At 47.0% G+C, this 14,704-nt stretch carries 13 protein-coding genes and 1 pseudogene; 11 read left to right on the top strand and 3 right to left on the bottom strand.

Translation table 11 applies throughout. The features are described 5' to 3' along the window. Positions 1–114 precede the first annotated feature (114 nt). From L1N85_RS25415 to L1N85_RS25385, 7 genes and pseudogenes are all read left to right on the top strand, one after another. A complete protein-coding gene (locus tag L1N85_RS25415) occupies positions 115–1,305 on the top strand; it encodes a nucleotide-binding domain-containing protein (protein WP_328285292.1) in 1,191 nt (396 codons plus the stop codon). A gap of 31 nt (positions 1,306–1,336) precedes the next feature. Continuing rightward, entirely contained in the window at positions 1,337–2,953 is a 1,617-nt protein-coding gene (locus L1N85_RS25410; protein WP_235241817.1) for a hypothetical protein, read from the top strand. Between the two features lie 304 nt (positions 2,954–3,257). Next, complete coding sequence (locus tag L1N85_RS25405) at positions 3,258–3,575, top strand: helix-turn-helix domain-containing protein (RefSeq protein ID WP_235241816.1); 318 nt, start codon at positions 3,258–3,260, stop codon at positions 3,573–3,575. 527 nt (positions 3,576–4,102) lie between these two features. Continuing rightward, a pseudogene (locus L1N85_RS25400) lies at positions 4,103–4,354 on the top strand (transposase); the annotation flags it as partial. A gap of 210 nt (positions 4,355–4,564) precedes the next feature. Next, positions 4,565–5,521, top strand: a complete 957-nt coding sequence (locus tag L1N85_RS25395; protein ID WP_235241815.1) for an iron-hydroxamate ABC transporter substrate-binding protein — start codon at positions 4,565–4,567, stop codon at positions 5,519–5,521. A 107-nt stretch (positions 5,522–5,628) separates the two neighbouring features. Beyond that, positions 5,629–6,636, top strand: a complete 1,008-nt coding sequence (locus L1N85_RS25390) for a FecCD family ABC transporter permease (RefSeq protein WP_235241814.1) — start codon at positions 5,629–5,631, stop codon at positions 6,634–6,636. Then, entirely contained in the window at positions 6,633–7,640 is a 1,008-nt protein-coding gene (locus L1N85_RS25385) for a FecCD family ABC transporter permease (protein WP_235241813.1), read from the top strand. The genes L1N85_RS25390 and L1N85_RS25385 overlap by 4 nt, the downstream gene beginning before the upstream one ends. Before the next feature lie 13 nt (positions 7,641–7,653). Here the strand turns inward: L1N85_RS25385 and L1N85_RS25380 are convergent, their stop codons facing one another. Genes L1N85_RS25380 through L1N85_RS25370 form a run of 3 tightly spaced genes read right to left on the bottom strand, consistent with a single transcriptional unit; the run spans position 7,654 to position 11,292 of the window. Further along, positions 7,654–8,136, bottom strand: coding sequence for a (2Fe-2S)-binding protein (locus L1N85_RS25380; RefSeq protein ID WP_235241812.1), 483 nt, complete (start codon positions 8,134–8,136; stop codon positions 7,654–7,656). Continuing rightward, complete coding sequence (locus L1N85_RS25375; protein WP_235241811.1) at positions 8,123–8,971, bottom strand: FAD binding domain-containing protein; 849 nt, start codon at positions 8,969–8,971, stop codon at positions 8,123–8,125. Before L1N85_RS25375 ends, L1N85_RS25380 begins: the two co-directional genes overlap by 14 nt. Then, the gene (locus L1N85_RS25370; RefSeq protein WP_235241810.1) at positions 8,968–11,292 is read right to left on the bottom strand and encodes a xanthine dehydrogenase family protein molybdopterin-binding subunit; all 2,325 of its coding nucleotides are present in this window, start codon (positions 11,290–11,292) and stop codon (positions 8,968–8,970) included. The genes L1N85_RS25375 and L1N85_RS25370 overlap by 4 nt, the downstream gene beginning before the upstream one ends. Positions 11,293–11,463: 171 nt before the next feature. Here L1N85_RS25370 and L1N85_RS25365 point away from each other — a divergent pair, with 171 nt between their 5' ends. The 4 genes from L1N85_RS25365 to L1N85_RS25350 are packed head-to-tail and all read left to right on the top strand — an operon-like array spanning position 11,464 to position 14,199. Beyond that, positions 11,464–12,549 carry an XdhC family protein gene (locus L1N85_RS25365; RefSeq protein WP_235241809.1) on the top strand — a complete coding sequence of 362 codons (1,086 nt, stop codon included), beginning with the start codon at positions 11,464–11,466 and terminating at the stop codon, positions 12,547–12,549. Next, positions 12,476–13,096, top strand: coding sequence for a nucleotidyltransferase family protein (locus L1N85_RS25360; protein WP_235241808.1), 621 nt, complete (start codon positions 12,476–12,478; stop codon positions 13,094–13,096). Before L1N85_RS25365 ends, L1N85_RS25360 begins: the two co-directional genes overlap by 74 nt. Then, positions 13,097–14,008, top strand: coding sequence for a YIEGIA domain-containing protein (locus L1N85_RS25355; RefSeq protein WP_235241807.1), 912 nt, complete (start codon positions 13,097–13,099; stop codon positions 14,006–14,008). Beyond that, positions 14,005–14,199: a capping complex subunit for YIEGIA gene (locus L1N85_RS25350; RefSeq protein WP_235241806.1), complete on the top strand. Its 195-nt coding sequence runs from the start codon at positions 14,005–14,007 to the stop codon at positions 14,197–14,199. Before L1N85_RS25355 ends, L1N85_RS25350 begins: the two co-directional genes overlap by 4 nt. The last annotated feature ends 505 nt before the right edge of the window (positions 14,200–14,704 follow it).

Below are 14,704 nucleotides of genomic sequence, written 5' to 3'. Positions count from 1 at the left end.
TCGTTGCACAATACTCTGTTTCAATTTCTTGTTCACTGGCTTCATAATCTCTCACCTCGTCATCGTTATCCTCACTATACTTTGATTTGTGGGGTACGACAACTATTCTGACAGATAGGGCATACAGCAATAAAGGGTGTAAGTGATTTGGATATGCTCTTTGTACTCCCTGATTCAGTCTACACAGAATACAACTCTAAAGAAGGGAATAAGCAGTCACAATTGCTACAAGCTGTAAAGAAAGAGATTAAAAAAAGATATCCTCGTACGACGGTGCGTGGGGATGGTCAGGTTGTAGTAGTTAAGTTTGAAAGTATCAATTATGTTGCCGAAGTTTGCCCTGTTTTTGCTGAGAGTGACGGAAGCTTTACATATCCTGACTCAAACAATGGGGGGACTTGGAAGAAAACTGACCCGATACCTGAAATAGCCGAAAGTGAAATAATAATTGACGAATCTAGCGATCACTATCGGCACATCAGCAACATGATTAGAGCTTGGAAGAATGAACAAGGATTTAAGTTTGGCGGTCTTCTAATTGATACTCTTGTTTATAACTTTTTCAACGAAGATTCTGAACGGAAAAATGTTGAGTATGGAGGCTATTTAGGACTCTGCAAAGAACTGTTTGAGTATCTCAAAAATCAAAATGAAAATAGAAATTTTTGGTATGCTTTAGGTAGTAATCAGAAGGTGTACAACAAAAAATGTAAATTCGTCAAAAAGGCAAATACAGCATACAACAAAATCAAAGACCTTACTGAAGATGATGAATTGCTTTACAGCGCACTTCAAGAGATTTTTGGCGAATCATTTAAAGCACCTGAAACTGAAAGCGTGTCTGAGTCCGTAAGCAAGTCATTTGCTTTAAACTCCAGGAGTTATAACAAAACAGAACAGTTCGTTCAAAATCTTTTCACAGTAGATATTAGATATCAACTGAGAATCGATTGTGAAGTGTCTCAAAATGGTTTTAGGAATGAGCTTTTGCGGAGGACGAAATTTCTTCGACCACAGAAAAAACTTAAGTTCTTCATTGAAGAAAATGAAATTGATGAAATCAATTCAAAAGTTGTAGATGAAGAGGACAAAATTGAATACGAAGTTTATTGGAAAGTATTGAACCGCGGCGATGAAGCCATTAGAAGAAACTGCATTAGAGGACAAATTGTAAAAGATAGCGGAAGGCAAATTAAAAATGAGTCATCTGACTTTCGGGGAGAGCACTATGTCGAATGTTATCTTATCTCTAATGGAGTCTGCGTAGCTAGGGATAGAATTCTTGTTCCGATAAGTACACTATGAACTCAAAATGTGTCGATTGGGGAGGATAAAGTTGGCAAGACAGGTAACTCAATTTGATTTATTAATATCATGTCCCTCAGATGTGAGAAAAGAACTTGATATAATTAAAGAAACAGTAGAAAACTTTAACAGAATGTTTGGTGCAACTAATAATGCTTCATTAAATGTGAAGCATTGGTCAACTGATTCATATCCTGAATCAGGTGGTCACCCGCAACATTTATTGAATAAGCAGTTTGTATTTGATTGTGACGCCGCAGTTGCAGTTTTTTGGACAAGATTCGGTACACCTACAGAGAGTTATGATTCTGGAACTGAAGAAGAAATTGAAGAACTTATTAAAAGTGGGAAGCAAGTATTTCTATATTTTAGCGATTGTGCGATAAATCCTTCCTCGGTGGATCATGATCAGTATCAACGGGTTCTGGCATTCCGTAATAAGTATAAGGATAATGGTATTTATTCATCATATTCCAATATCGAGGGATTTAAAAAGGATTTTCTGAATCATCTTTCGCTATACTTTGTAAAGCTATTAAACGGTGGATCTACTAATACTACAGCCAAGAGTAAGCTTTCAATTCAGGGAGTTCAATCTGGGAAAGCTGTGGAACAGCCCAAAATTAATAAGAGTTATTATATAAACTCAAAGTTTATGCAAGAAAAGACGAACGCTATATCTGTGATATTTAAAGATATTGAAAGTATAATATTACCTCCAAAAAAGTCAATTGTTGAAACACTGGAGCCGGAGAAGCAGATAGATAATGAAAGTTCTTTTTTAACTCTAGAAATGAAACAAAACATGAACAAAATATCATCAATTCTTAAGGATCAGAAGAGAGGATTCGATTCGCTATTTCCATCTTCATTAGTTGAAATTAATGTAATTATCAAGGAAACAATCGAAAGATATGTCCAGGAGAATGACATTAACTTAAATGATGTGGATGAATTCTTTAATACCGGTGAATTAATGAAAAAGCAGCAGTTTACAGGCGGTGGGCCCTATGGACTCTCCCCTTCATACTCTCTAGTTGGAACAGATGATGAACAGCAAAAATATAAACTAATAAAGGATCTATATTGGCAGATAGAAGAATATAAACAATTTGAGGAGTATTTGTCGATCATTGATTCGAAATGTTTCCTCGAGCTTGCAGTATTAATTAATGGAACCAGCTTTGATGAAGATATTGATATTAAAGTCTATATTAAAAAAGGATATTTGTGCAAAGTGGATAGGGATATTCCTTTCCCGGGCGACGATATACTTGAGACTATAAATCACCTTTTTAACAGGATATTCAAGCCTGAAAGAACGGTTTCTATTGCTGAGTATGATGCATATGCAGAGTTTAATAACAATATAGCACTACCTTTAGGATTATTAGGCGAGCATTCATCTGAAAAGAAATTAGAACAGGATCGAAATGAATATTCACACAACATTGAAACTATATTTTGCTATGAGTTCTATCAAGACGATGACTACGATATCTTATGCTACAAGCAAGAATACCTCAAACAGAATACAAGCATTTTCTTGCCATCAAAGCTGTTGTTTAATTCTCCTCCTAATGAAATAAAGTATGAGATAACGTCAAAGCATTGTGCAGAATTGATTCAAGGAGAACTTAAGATATAACAAGATTAGTCTAATACTTTATTTTTCAGAATTAAACTACTCTTCAATTTGCTGGATCCAACAGTCTAAAACTTATTTCTCAAAAGCTGGCGATTTTCAAACTCAAAAACCGCGTCAAATCAACAACTTCAGTCTAATACATTATTTTCTTCAGACAGGAGTTGTTCAGTGACATTATAGTTAGAAACTTGACATTATAGTTAGAAACTTAACATTATAGTTAGAAACTCAATAATAGCCAAAACAACCAGAAAAGTCCCGAGAAATTATTCGGGGCTTTTTTACTTAAACAGGGGGTCTCGTCATGGATTCTATTAGAGAACGGCTTAAATACATACGAAAAATGCAAGATATGAATCAACAGCAATTCTCGAATAGAATTGGGATATCACAAGGTAGATTGAGTGAACTTGAGTTAGGAAAGACATATCCATCAACAGATACACTTATTTCAATAAGCAGCCAGTTTAAGGTTGATTTAAATGGGCTGCTCCTTGGTAAGGACAAAAATAATTCTTTTGCAAGTTTGTCTAAGGAAATAGAGTTTTTATTAAGTAAACTGTCAGTTGATGCGAAAGAAGAAGTTTTAAGCTTTATTAAATTTAAGCTTCGTGAATTATAAATTTATTAAAATATAGGATTATCAATAATAATATGGTTTTGTCTTGGTTTTATTGTTTGTTGATCAGTGAATGTGTTATTTTACCTTGTAACTGAATAATAAAGTGTGTAACCGTCCATATTAACGCCGAGCAGGTCCAGGATTAATTCCTGAAATTTGCTCAGCTTTTTTTAGCAGGGTGAAGAAAATAAACCATTGGACTGGGAAAATAAAGTTGTAGATGTGTGATGTCTTATTTTTTGGGAAATATTCCAAAGTAATGAGAATAGATTTTTGGAATTTATGAAAAATGTACAAACATTTTCGATGTATGACATCGGATCTTCTGTGCCGGAAAGCGATGCAAGTCGCAGGCAACCGGTTAACACTCCGGAGGTTTTTTTTACTTTTCTTCGAATCTTCAGAAACGAGCCAAACGATTGGACGCGAATTTTGGCCTAGTTACACGAGCGGCACTGCTCGCAAATGCGGTTTGCGGAGCAAACAGGACGTTATATTAAGTCCAAAAACGTCACCAGCCCCGTTGTTACCAGGCCACAACGTGGGCAAAGACGCGCCGCGTGGCTGTCATTCGCAAGATGCAACGTTACGATGGCGATCATCCTCAGTTGGAACTGGATCTACTCTGGCAGTATGAAGCGATGGTCACGACCGAGGCCTGGGAGGCCATCGAAGTGTGGCGCTTCTACAACCAGCGTTGCTGCATGGAGAACTATATCAAAGAAGGTAAGAACGGCTTTGCCATTCATAATATCCCAACGCAGTCCTTTGCCGCCAATTCACCTTAAAACTAGCGGAATCGTTTCAAAAGCGCCTAGCATGGCTTCAGATGGAGAGGGGGAAGTTGTCGGTTTTATCCGTCATTCGCTATCCGAGTCGATGATTTCGCATCCATGCTGCGGAATATTATGTTGACAACCCCATTAAATATAGATATATTAATTTTCGGATGATTTTGATAATCAATATCAATTAAGGGGGGATTTAAAATGAGTAAAAAATTGCTTCTTCCATTTATTTTTCTGTTGACCATCATTATCAGCGCTTGCGGAGGCAATGCCGCGAATAGTGAATTGCCTTCGCCAACCGCCAGCCCAATCGCGAGCGAGCCGGCGGCTGCCGAGCCTGCTGGCAATACAGGCATGATCACGTACCAATCCGAGCTCGGTCCTGTAGAAGTGCCGGCCAATCCGCAGCGCATTGTCGCTCTAACGAACGGGCCGAACGTGCTCTCGCTCGATGGCACGCTCGTCGGTGTCGATGAGTGGACGAACAAGAACCCGCTCTTCACGGAGAAGCTTAGCGGAGTGACCGTTGTATCCGAAGACAATCTTGAGAAGATCATCGATTTGGAACCGGATTTGATCATTGCAGGGACGCACAACAAAAATATCGATAAGCTTACAGAAATCGCGCCTACTGTCGTCTATACGTGGGGCAAACTGGATTACTTGGCGCAGCAGCTCGAAATCGGCAAGCTGCTGAACAAGGAGCAGGAAGCGCAAGCGTGGATTGATGACTTTACGCAACGGGCTGAAGCAGTCGGCCAGGAAATCAAAGCAAAGATCGGCGAGAGCGCGACGGTGTCGGTCATCGAGACCGATTCGAAAAACTTCTACGTGTTCGGCAATAACTGGGCACGCGGAACTGAGCTTCTGTATCAGGCGATGGGACTGAACATGCCGGAGAAAGTGAAGACGGATGCTCTTGGACCAGGCTATTATACGATATCCACGGAAGTTCTCAGTGAATATGCAGGCGATTATGTCGTGCTCAGCAGAAGCTCCCAAGGAGACAATTCCTTCATGCAGACGGATACGTGGGCGAAAATTCCCGCTGTCCAAAACAAGCAAGTCATTGAGATCGACACGGAAGCTGCCAGTTACAGCGATCCGACGACACTCGAATATCTGCTAAACATCTTCAAGGAAGGTTTCCTGCAATAAGCGTTTGCGTACCGCGCGGACGGATGAAGAAGGCCGAGATGACTCAGGCAAAATGGAGCTGTCTCGGTCTTCTTCACGCCCTTTGACCTTGAAGGAGGAATTGCATCATGCGTGGCAGTTGGCTGCCTCAATCTTTTGTCTTCAAAATCGCAATTAGCTTTGGAGCGCTTGCGATCATGTTTTCACTCGCTATGCTGCTCGGTGCGAAGGATGTATCCTTGCGCGAGCTCTGGCTTGTCTTGGCTAACCGCGGCGAGGATGATAAAATCGCGATGCTCCGTGAAATTCGTTACCCGCGGGTAGCAGCCGCCATGCTTGTCGGGGCTGCGCTTGCGGTTGCTGGTGCGATCATGCAAGGCTTGACGCGCAATCCGCTTGCGGATCCCGGGCTTCTTGGACTGACCGCAGGAGCGAATGCGTCGCTAGCGCTGGCTATCGCCGTTTTGCCGGTGCTGAATTATTTAGGCATCATGCTCGTTTGCTTCGTCGGGGCCGCATTAGGTATGCTTCTTGTGATCGGCATCGGCGCTGTGAGGAAAGGCGGCTTGTCTCCTTTCCGAATCGTCCTGGCAGGCTCGGCGGTGTCCGCCTTTCTGTATGCCGTGTCGGACGGTATCGGCCTCTTGTTCAAGACATCAAAAGACGTGACGATGTGGACCTCAGGGGGCCTGGTCGGCACGAGTTGGGGGCAAGTGCAAGCGATTAGTCCTGTCATCATCGCTTCCCTCCTTGTGGCAATGGCCTTGTCCAGGTCGCTCACGATATTCAGTTTGAACGAAGAAACCGCCGTCGGCTTGGGTGTTCGAACGGCATACTTCAAAGTCGTACTATACATCGTAATTATTTTACTGGCCGGATCGGCCGTTGCGCTCGTTGGAAACATGGCTTTCATCGGCTTGATGATTCCTCATATAGTCAGGGCGCTGTTTGGGGCCGACTATCGCGCGGTCATTCCAATGTCGGCAATCTGGGGAGCGACGTTCATGATGATGGCAGATATGCTCGGCCGAACGTTATATGCGCCGTATGAGACGCCGGTTGTAGCGATTATCGCTATACTCGGACTCCCGTTCTTCTTGTTCGTTGTGCGTAAAGGAGTGAAGTCGTTGTCATGATCAGGGCTGCGTCCGTTCAAAAGCAAGTTATAGTCTGCGTGACCATTTTGCTGCTCATCGCTGGTACGATCGTTGTCGGAATAAGCATCGGTTCCGGGTCACTCTCTTTCAATCGTTTGCTCTCGACGCTGATTGGGAATGGCACCGCCAAGGAAAATCTCGTGCTGTTCTCCATCCGCATGCCGCGGATTGCCGTGACGCTGCTGGCCGGCATGGCTCTGGCTCTGTCAGGAGCCATCCTGCAAGGCATTACGCGGAATGACTTGGCCGATCCCGGCATTATCGGCATTAATGCAGGAGCCGGCGCAGCGATTTCAGCATTTTTTCTTTATTTCCCTCTCGATCCAAAGACGTTCGCTTATATGCTCCCGCTTGTCGCGTTCGGAGGCGCGCTGGCGACGGCTGCCTTGATCTACTTGTTCTCCTATTCCAAGACAAAGGGAATGGAGCCAGTCAAGCTCGTGCTCGTGGGGGTCGGCTTCGCGCTGGCATTGTCCGGCTTGATGATTGTAATGATCTCAGGGGCCGATTACAGAAAGGTCGATTTCATCGCACAGTGGCTGGCGGGCAACATTTGGGGAGCGGATTGGCCGTTCGTATGGTCGCTGCTGCCGTGGCTTGCGATTCTGCTTCCGTACACGCTGTACAAGTCGAACGCCCTCAACCTGCTGGCGATGGATGAAGCAGTTGCCGTCGGAACCGGCGTCTCCATCAACCGGGACCGGCTGTTGCTGCTCGGGTCTGCTGTTGCTCTTGCCGCTGCGGCGGTATCCGTCACCGGGGGCATCGCGTTCGTCGGACTGATGGCTCCCCACATCGCCAAGGCTATCCTTGGCCGCCGACATCAATATTTCGTTCCACTAGCCGTACTGATGGGCGGGTGGCTGCTCTTGTTCGCGGATACCGTCGGTCGCAATCTCGTCGATCCCGCGGGAATTCCTGCGGGCATTATGGTCGCGATCATCGGCGGGCCTTACTTTCTTTATCTACTGTTGAAGAAGTAGTCCCGCGGGCACATCACTTCAATTGCTCCTGTAAAGCGGTCCGGGCGACAGCCAAGGCCGTCTTTACGGCTTCTTCTATTTCCTTGTATCCGGTGCAGCGGCAAATGTTCGATTCGAGCCATTCCGTGATGACCATGTCGGTCGCATGGGGGTTTTTGTTGATCAAAGCTTGGGCATTCATGATGAAGCCTGGTGTGCAATAGCCGCATTGGAAGGCGAATTTATCAACGAATTGAGCCTGCAGCGACGTATATTTCAGACCTTCCACCGTTGTAATCGTTGCACCCTCGGCTTCAACGGCCAGCATCAAGCACGCTTTCATGGGATTCCCGTCCACGTCAATCGTGCAAGCCCCGCAATCCCCATTCAAGCAGCCGGGCTTAGCCCCGGTCAATCCCAGCTTGTCCCGGATTACGTATAATAACGTATCGGCATTCCTTACGGTTACTGATCGGGCCTCCCCGTTAATATCCAAAGTTATTTCAGCTATGTGCATGCGCTTCTCCTTCCAGTGCCTGCAGGGCATCAAGCAGCGTGTTTTTCAAAACAAAGATACGGTATTCCGGAGAACCTTCCACATCGCCGGAGATGGGCTGGGGCAATAGCTGAACAGCCTGTTCGATTCGCGTTTCCGGAGAATGGCGGTGGTTGTTCAAGATTTCCTCCAACCGTTCGCTGCGAAAGGGAAAAGGGCACACGCCGCTGATCGCCAGGCGGATCTTTCCATCCTTTTTAAGCGCTGCTACCGTAATTAAAGGATATCCAATATCCCATTGTCTGCGTTTTTTTACGGTGTAATAAGGCAGCTCCAGATAGTCCGATTGCGTAATTAGCTGGACAAGGAGCTCGCCTTCCTCCAATTGCGGTCGACCGTCGAAAATCGAGTTCAGAGGCGCCCGTCTTCTTCCTGATTTGCCTTCAATGACGGCCTCAGAGTCCGCAATCAAGAGCGGAAGAACAGCTTCCCGGTAATATATATGTCCGCAAAGATTACCGCCCAACGTAATCTTGTTTCGGGCTGTTTGATCGGCAATCTCGCTAATGGTCTGGCCCAGCAGAGGAAAGAAGCGGGACTCCTGAATTTTGGCAAGTGGGAGGGCGGCCCCCATGAACAGCTGATTATGCTCCAGCTGCAAGGTCTGGCATTCCGCTATGCCCTTGATGTCGATCACAGCATCCGCATAAACCTCGCTCAATCTTCCGAGCGTAATGAGCTCGGTTCCGCCAGCGTAATAGTAGGGTCGTCTTCCCTGCTCCCGCAAAGACTGATGCAGCTTTACGGCTTCTTCAGCTGTCGATATTCTATGATAGGCGAAATCATAAGGAATCATCGCTCAGTTCCTCCGGTCTTGGCCTTCCAGATCAGCTCCGGAACAAGCGGCAGCTGATTCAGGTGCAGTCCGGCAGCAGTTGACAATGCGTTGGCCAGCGCAGCAGGCATGCCGAGCAAGCCGTGTTCTCCGATGCCGCGGGCGCCGTAAGGCGCATCGATATGAGGGGTTTCCACAAATTCCACAATGTAATCCGGATGCTCGCCGTAACGGGGAGTGACGTAAGTACGCAACTGCGGATTGAGCACTTTACCTTTCTCGTCGAAGATGAATGACTCCCGCCCGGCGAATCCAAGCCCCATGCTCATGGCGCCGATCACTTGACCCAGCGCTGCTTTATAGTTCAATACCTTGCCGATATCGATCACGGCGTAAGCCTTGAGAAGTTTATAAGTAAAATCCCTTGTATCAAACTCAAGCTCAATTCCTTGGGCACCTACCGTCCATTCCGGCCCTGGTTTGCCTGCTCCGGTATCCCGATCCAGATGCGTCATATGTCTGAACATATAATTTCCCTTGGCCATAATTTGACCGCCGATTGCATTGCCGTTCGGGTACTTGTGCCCGTAGGCAATATCGGGGATCTTACTGTAAATCGTCGGGTCGTCTCTTACATACACTTTGCCGAAACCGACCTCCAGCTCATCGGGTGAGCAGACCAAGATACGCGAAGCGATGTCCTTAAGCTGACGGATGAGATCATCAGCAGCCTGCAGTACCGCTCTTCCCGCCATATAGGTACCTCTGCTGGCCACTGTTTTCCAGTGCTCCGGCATCGTTTGCGTATCCACCTCCATACGGACATAAATTTGACTAATATCCATTTTCATTTTATCCGCAAGAATTTGGGCAAGAACGGTTTTGGAGCCGGTACCGATCTCGACCAGCCCGGACATCAGATTCAGGCTTCCGTCCGGATTATACATCAATATGACGCCGGAGCTGGCTTTCGTATCGATCGTTGAAGTTTTCCATATACAGGCGATGCCTTTGGCGATCACCTTTCGTCCATTGACTTCCATACGCCTTCCTTCATCCCACTTCATCAATTCTTTCAGTTTTCTAATGCATTCGGGCAAATTCCCTACATTGCTCGCATTCAGATCAGCCTGCGTAGGTGTGGTGTGTCCCGGAAGAATGGCGTTTTTCTCCCGCAGCTCAAGAGGGTCCATTCCCAGCTTTTCCGCAAGCATATCCATTGTCCGTTCGAACGCGAACAACACCTCGGAATGACTGAACCCCCTATAAGCGGTAGCATAGGGATGATTGGTATAAACACAGAGTGAATCGCACCAAACGTTATCGATATGGTAAGGACCTGTACAGGATGCGGCGGCGGCGCGGGTGATCGTTGCGCCCTTATCCGAATACGCTCCGGAATCAAATAAGTAAACCAGCTTCGCGGCCTTCAATACGCCGTCTCTTCTGCAACCGAGCTTTACGGTCGCCTCAAGTCCGATATGTACGGGAGAGGTGATCATGTCTTCTTCCCGCTCATTAAATACCTTAACAGGTCTTCCGCCTACAGCCTTTGAAGCCAAATAGGCAATGATCTCCAGCTGTGTAGGCACTTTACCGCCATAACCGCCGCCTACCAACGGGGTGGTTACGATGATTTTTCCTGCGTCAAGCTTAAAATATTCGCTCATCAGCTTCTTGATCATATACGGCGCTTGGGATGAGCTTGAAATGAGAATATGTCCGTCCGGCCGAATTTCGGCCGTTGCACACCGGGTTTCCATAGCGGCATGATCGGAGGGGCCGAATGAGAAGCGTGCTTCTACGGTCACTTCGCTTTCCTGCCAGCCCTGTTCGATATGGCCTTTGCGTATTTTGACCCGATCCGCAATATTGGTGTTCGGCTCCGGATAGACGTGTTGGATTTTTTCATACTTCGCCAGTTGTTCATGTACCAGCGGAGCGCTAGCGCTGATGGCATCGGTCGGGGAATTGACGACAGGCAACGGCTCGTAGTCGACTTTGACGAGCTCCGCGGCCTTTTTCGCCATATGTGGGGTGTCCGCTACAACGATGGCTACGGCTTCGCCATGGTGGCGAACCTTTCCGTAAGCAATGGGCGGTCGATCATGGATTTCTTCGCCGGTAAGCGGAAAGTCCGGTTGCCCTGTAACAATGGCTCGAACGCCGGGAGCCTTTAGCGCCTCTGAGGTATCGATTGCCTTGATGATGGCATGCGCATGCGTACTGACGACCAGCTTCGCATGAAGCATTGACGGTGACGTGTAATCGTCTGTATATTTTGCTGTTCCGGTAACTTTCTCCAAGGCTTCTTTTCTGTATATGCTTTTTCCAATCGTCATCGGCCAAATTCCTTTTCATAGTCATTAATAAATAATGCTAATGGGACTAATGCATACCAACACATTGGGTATTATATCCACATAGCTTCGCAGTTACTCACGCCAAAATTGGATTGGATTTTCAGACAATGGATATATTGTAAACGATCTAACTTTCAAGCGAGGTGTGCTATGGGAGATTTATACGAGGTTTTGAACGCTCTGTCGGATACGAACGGACGGAAGCTATTGACTACGATTATTCAGGTGGAAGGCTCGGCATACCGTAAAGAAGGGACGTTGATGCTTATATTGGAGAACGGCGACCGGGTGGGGCAATTGAGCGGCGGATGTCTGGAGGCCGATCTTGCGGAAAGGGCTCCGCTGGTATGGGAGGAAGGAACCTCCAGAACCGTTGTATATGATTTGAGAGCCGAGGATGATTTGTCCTGGGGACAAGGAAACGGCTGCAACGGCACCATTCATGTGCTGATTGAGCCTGTACATGCCGAGCTGATGGAACACCTGCAGCGTGTACGGGACATGCTTGACGATGGTATACCCTTACTTCATATCAAGAAGCTGTCTGATCGGCGGAGCGTCTCGGACTATTTATTTTATGATGGCAAAGATCGCTGGTTCGGCCATTGGAATGGGGAGCTCCCGCAGGGCTTGGATGGACTTTTCGCAAATCGGAAGACAGGCTTAAAGCAGCTTGATCACTCTTTGGATTGGATCTTTACCCAGGCCATTGAGCCTAAGCCTCGTCTTATGATATTTGGTGCGGGTTTTGATGCCAAGCCGCTTGTCAGCTTTGCCGCAAGAGCCGGCTTTTGTGTGGTCGTTACGGATTGGCGGCCTGCGCTTTGCAACAACGTGCACTTTCCGGAGGCCCAAGAGCTGCTGCTCGGTTTGCCCGGGGAGATTGCAGCCGATTTTCCTTTCTCGAAGCGTGATTCCGCAGTTGTGATGACGCACTATTTTCAAAAGGATCAACAAATCATCCAGGCTTTGATGTCCAAAGAACTGCAGTACATTGGGATTTTGGGGTCAAAAGCAAGAACAGAACGGCTGTTTGGGGGAAGGGTTCCGAGCCGATTTCAATCTCCCGCGGGCCTGTCCATCGGAGCAGAGGGCCCGGAAGAGATTGCGATAAGCATACTTGCCGGTGTCATTCAGTCCGCTCGTCAAAGGAGGGGGAAGGATGATTTTGGGAATTTATCTGGCAGCCGGCCGAAGCACGAGAATGGGGCGCCCCAAGCTGTGTTTGCCTTTTGAAGGCAGTCCGCTCGGAAGTATGGCCTTGAAGGCGGCGATGGCTTCTTTGTTGGATGGTGTCATCATCGTAGCTCAAGCGGAGGATTCTTTGGACTGGTTGCCTGCAAGCGCGCCGGACATCCCCCATAGCGGCAAGAAATGGATTCACGTTCCGTGCGAAGCAGCTCATCTGGGTATGTCCGAGTCGTTAAAGTCGGGATTGCTTGCCGCTCAGAGCCGGCGAGCGGACGCTGTTCTGGTGCTTCTGGCGGATCAGCCATTCGTTACTACAGAAATGATCGATTATATTGTCAGTGCCTATCTTCATGAGAAAAAAACGTTTGTCGCCGCCCGCCATAAGGGGATATCCCGTCCACCGGTACTCTTTGACGCTTGCATGTTTCCTGAGCTTTACCGGCTGCAAGGCGACGAAGGAGCACGGCGGATCCTGCAGAGCAATAAGAGGGAGAGGGGCATGGCGGTCGAATGGCAGGACAAGAGATGTTTTATCGATATCGATACACAGAACGATTACGAACGCTTGTTTAGCGAAAAGGAGCACCGATAAATGGAAGGCAACGATATGATTTCCGCACAATATCTCGTGATGATTGTAACGGCAACGCTGGCCGGGACGCTGGCGCGAGCTACGACCATAAAGCTGGATTACAGACAGTACCCGAGCCATCCGAACGGATATTTGATTCATTTTTTGACAGGAGCTTTGGCCGCGGCATTAGGTGCGTTTATCGTTCCTACCTTGATGACCAAAAACTTTGTGGCGGTCACATTTCTTTCGCTTGGAATTCAACAATTCCGAGAAGTGAGAAAGACCGAAAGGGAAAGCTTGAGAGACTTGGAAGGAACCGAGTATACGCTTCGCGGCGACTCTTACATTGACGGGATCGCCAAAACGTTCGAAGCACGGAATTACTTTGCACTGCTCGTCGCCTTTGCGGTGAGTGTAACCATGCAGCTCCTGCAGCTCTCCGATTGGATCGAAATTACCGCGGGAATCATTGTTGGTCTGCTATTTTTTGTTTTCCTTCGGCGGTTTACAAGCGGCAAACATGTCAAGGACATCGCGACCATAACGCAGGGGAACATTGAAATCAAAGGCTCCGAGCTTTATGTGGACGGGATGTTGGTTAGCAACGCTGCAGGCGAAGCGGAGGCGAAGCAATTTTTCGCGGAGGAAGGCATTGCTGCCGTCGTTCATCCCCGTGAGCCCCATCTTCGCATTGTGCTGGAGCATTTCGGCCAGCGTCAGGCCATGTTATTTGAAGTGACCAGAGCTATAGGGAAGAAACGATATTGTTATCAGAATTTGATGGAAGGAAAGGTGATCATCGTGTTGGTCCCCATCGTCCATAACTTTGAACTGTTAAGGGAGACTCTATTGAACACGCCTTTGCTTGAAACCGTAAAGAAAACGCACCGGTTATTAAATACGAACATAACGGGGGAGAGAAGTAAGTGAGCAATGAAGAAATTAAAGGCATACTCGCCTATGTGACTACGGATCGAAGCCGGTATTTGGGAGGCCAGCCGCTCGCGCTGCTGGCCAAGGACGATGCAGAATTGCTTGAGCTTGCAACAAGTGTAGCGAAAGCTTTCGTGGCGGATATCATACAATTCCAGACAGGGGATTGCATTGTCATAAAAAAATAGCGCGGACACGGCAAAGCAACACAATGAAAAGCTCAGTGCTGAATAGGAGGAAATGGCTTGGAGGATGGTTGAGAAATATACAATTCAAGGTTCTCATCGATTGAAGCGTAAAATATTTCCTCCTTGTTAAAAGTTCTTTAACTAACTCCAACGGTACTCACCCTGCCTTATTGGATTGGATTTCTATCCCTAGAAAGGACTAATACTACTATATCCAATAGAGTTGGCGGGTAAACTCGGGAATGCTATGCATTCGAGGTCTTCGCCGAAACTGTGTTGCCAAAAGCGGATGCTGGTATGCTAACGAAGCTTCCAAGCGAACAGTGGCAGGGATTCATGTCTATCATTGCCGCTTGCTTTGTTGGCTCTGCTAGACAGTAGCGTAGACCGGCTTTGACAGATCCTCATATACTAGTACCTAATCAATCCTTAAACTGTGGGTAAAGGCGTTTTAGTTTGATTCTTGCTTCATTGGTGGTAAACTGCCAGTCAACACCTTTCTGGG

This window comes from Paenibacillus alkaliterrae (genome assembly GCF_021532375.1).
Classification (GTDB): domain Bacteria; phylum Bacillota; class Bacilli; order Paenibacillales; family Paenibacillaceae; genus Pristimantibacillus; species Pristimantibacillus alkaliterrae.
The sequence above is the reverse complement of the archived record's forward strand: the minus strand, read 5'-3'. Positions and strand labels throughout refer to the sequence as shown.

Bases quoted from the DNA above. Each gene is read 5' to 3' on its own strand.
- L1N85_RS25395 (WP_235241815.1), top strand. From the start codon at position 4,565: ATGAGTAAAAAATTGCTTCTTCCATTTATTTTTCTGTTGACCATCATT.
- L1N85_RS25405 (WP_235241816.1), top strand. From the start codon at position 3,258: ATGGATTCTATTAGAGAACGGCTTAAATACATACGAAAAATGCAAGAT.
- L1N85_RS25360 (WP_235241808.1), top strand. From the start codon at position 12,476: ATGATTTTGGGAATTTATCTGGCAGCCGGCCGAAGCACGAGAATGGGG.
- L1N85_RS25365 (WP_235241809.1), top strand. From the start codon at position 11,464: ATGGGAGATTTATACGAGGTTTTGAACGCTCTGTCGGATACGAACGGA.
- L1N85_RS25380 (WP_235241812.1), bottom strand. From the start codon at position 8,136: ATGCACATAGCTGAAATAACTTTGGATATTAACGGGGAGGCCCGATCA.
- L1N85_RS25385 (WP_235241813.1), top strand. From the start codon at position 6,633: ATGATCAGGGCTGCGTCCGTTCAAAAGCAAGTTATAGTCTGCGTGACC.
- L1N85_RS25355 (WP_235241807.1), top strand. From the start codon at position 13,097: ATGGAAGGCAACGATATGATTTCCGCACAATATCTCGTGATGATTGTA.
- L1N85_RS25390 (WP_235241814.1), top strand. From the start codon at position 5,629: ATGCGTGGCAGTTGGCTGCCTCAATCTTTTGTCTTCAAAATCGCAATT.
- L1N85_RS25375 (WP_235241811.1), bottom strand. From the start codon at position 8,971: ATGATTCCTTATGATTTCGCCTATCATAGAATATCGACAGCTGAAGAA.
- L1N85_RS25370 (WP_235241810.1), bottom strand. From the start codon at position 11,292: ATGACGATTGGAAAAAGCATATACAGAAAAGAAGCCTTGGAGAAAGTT.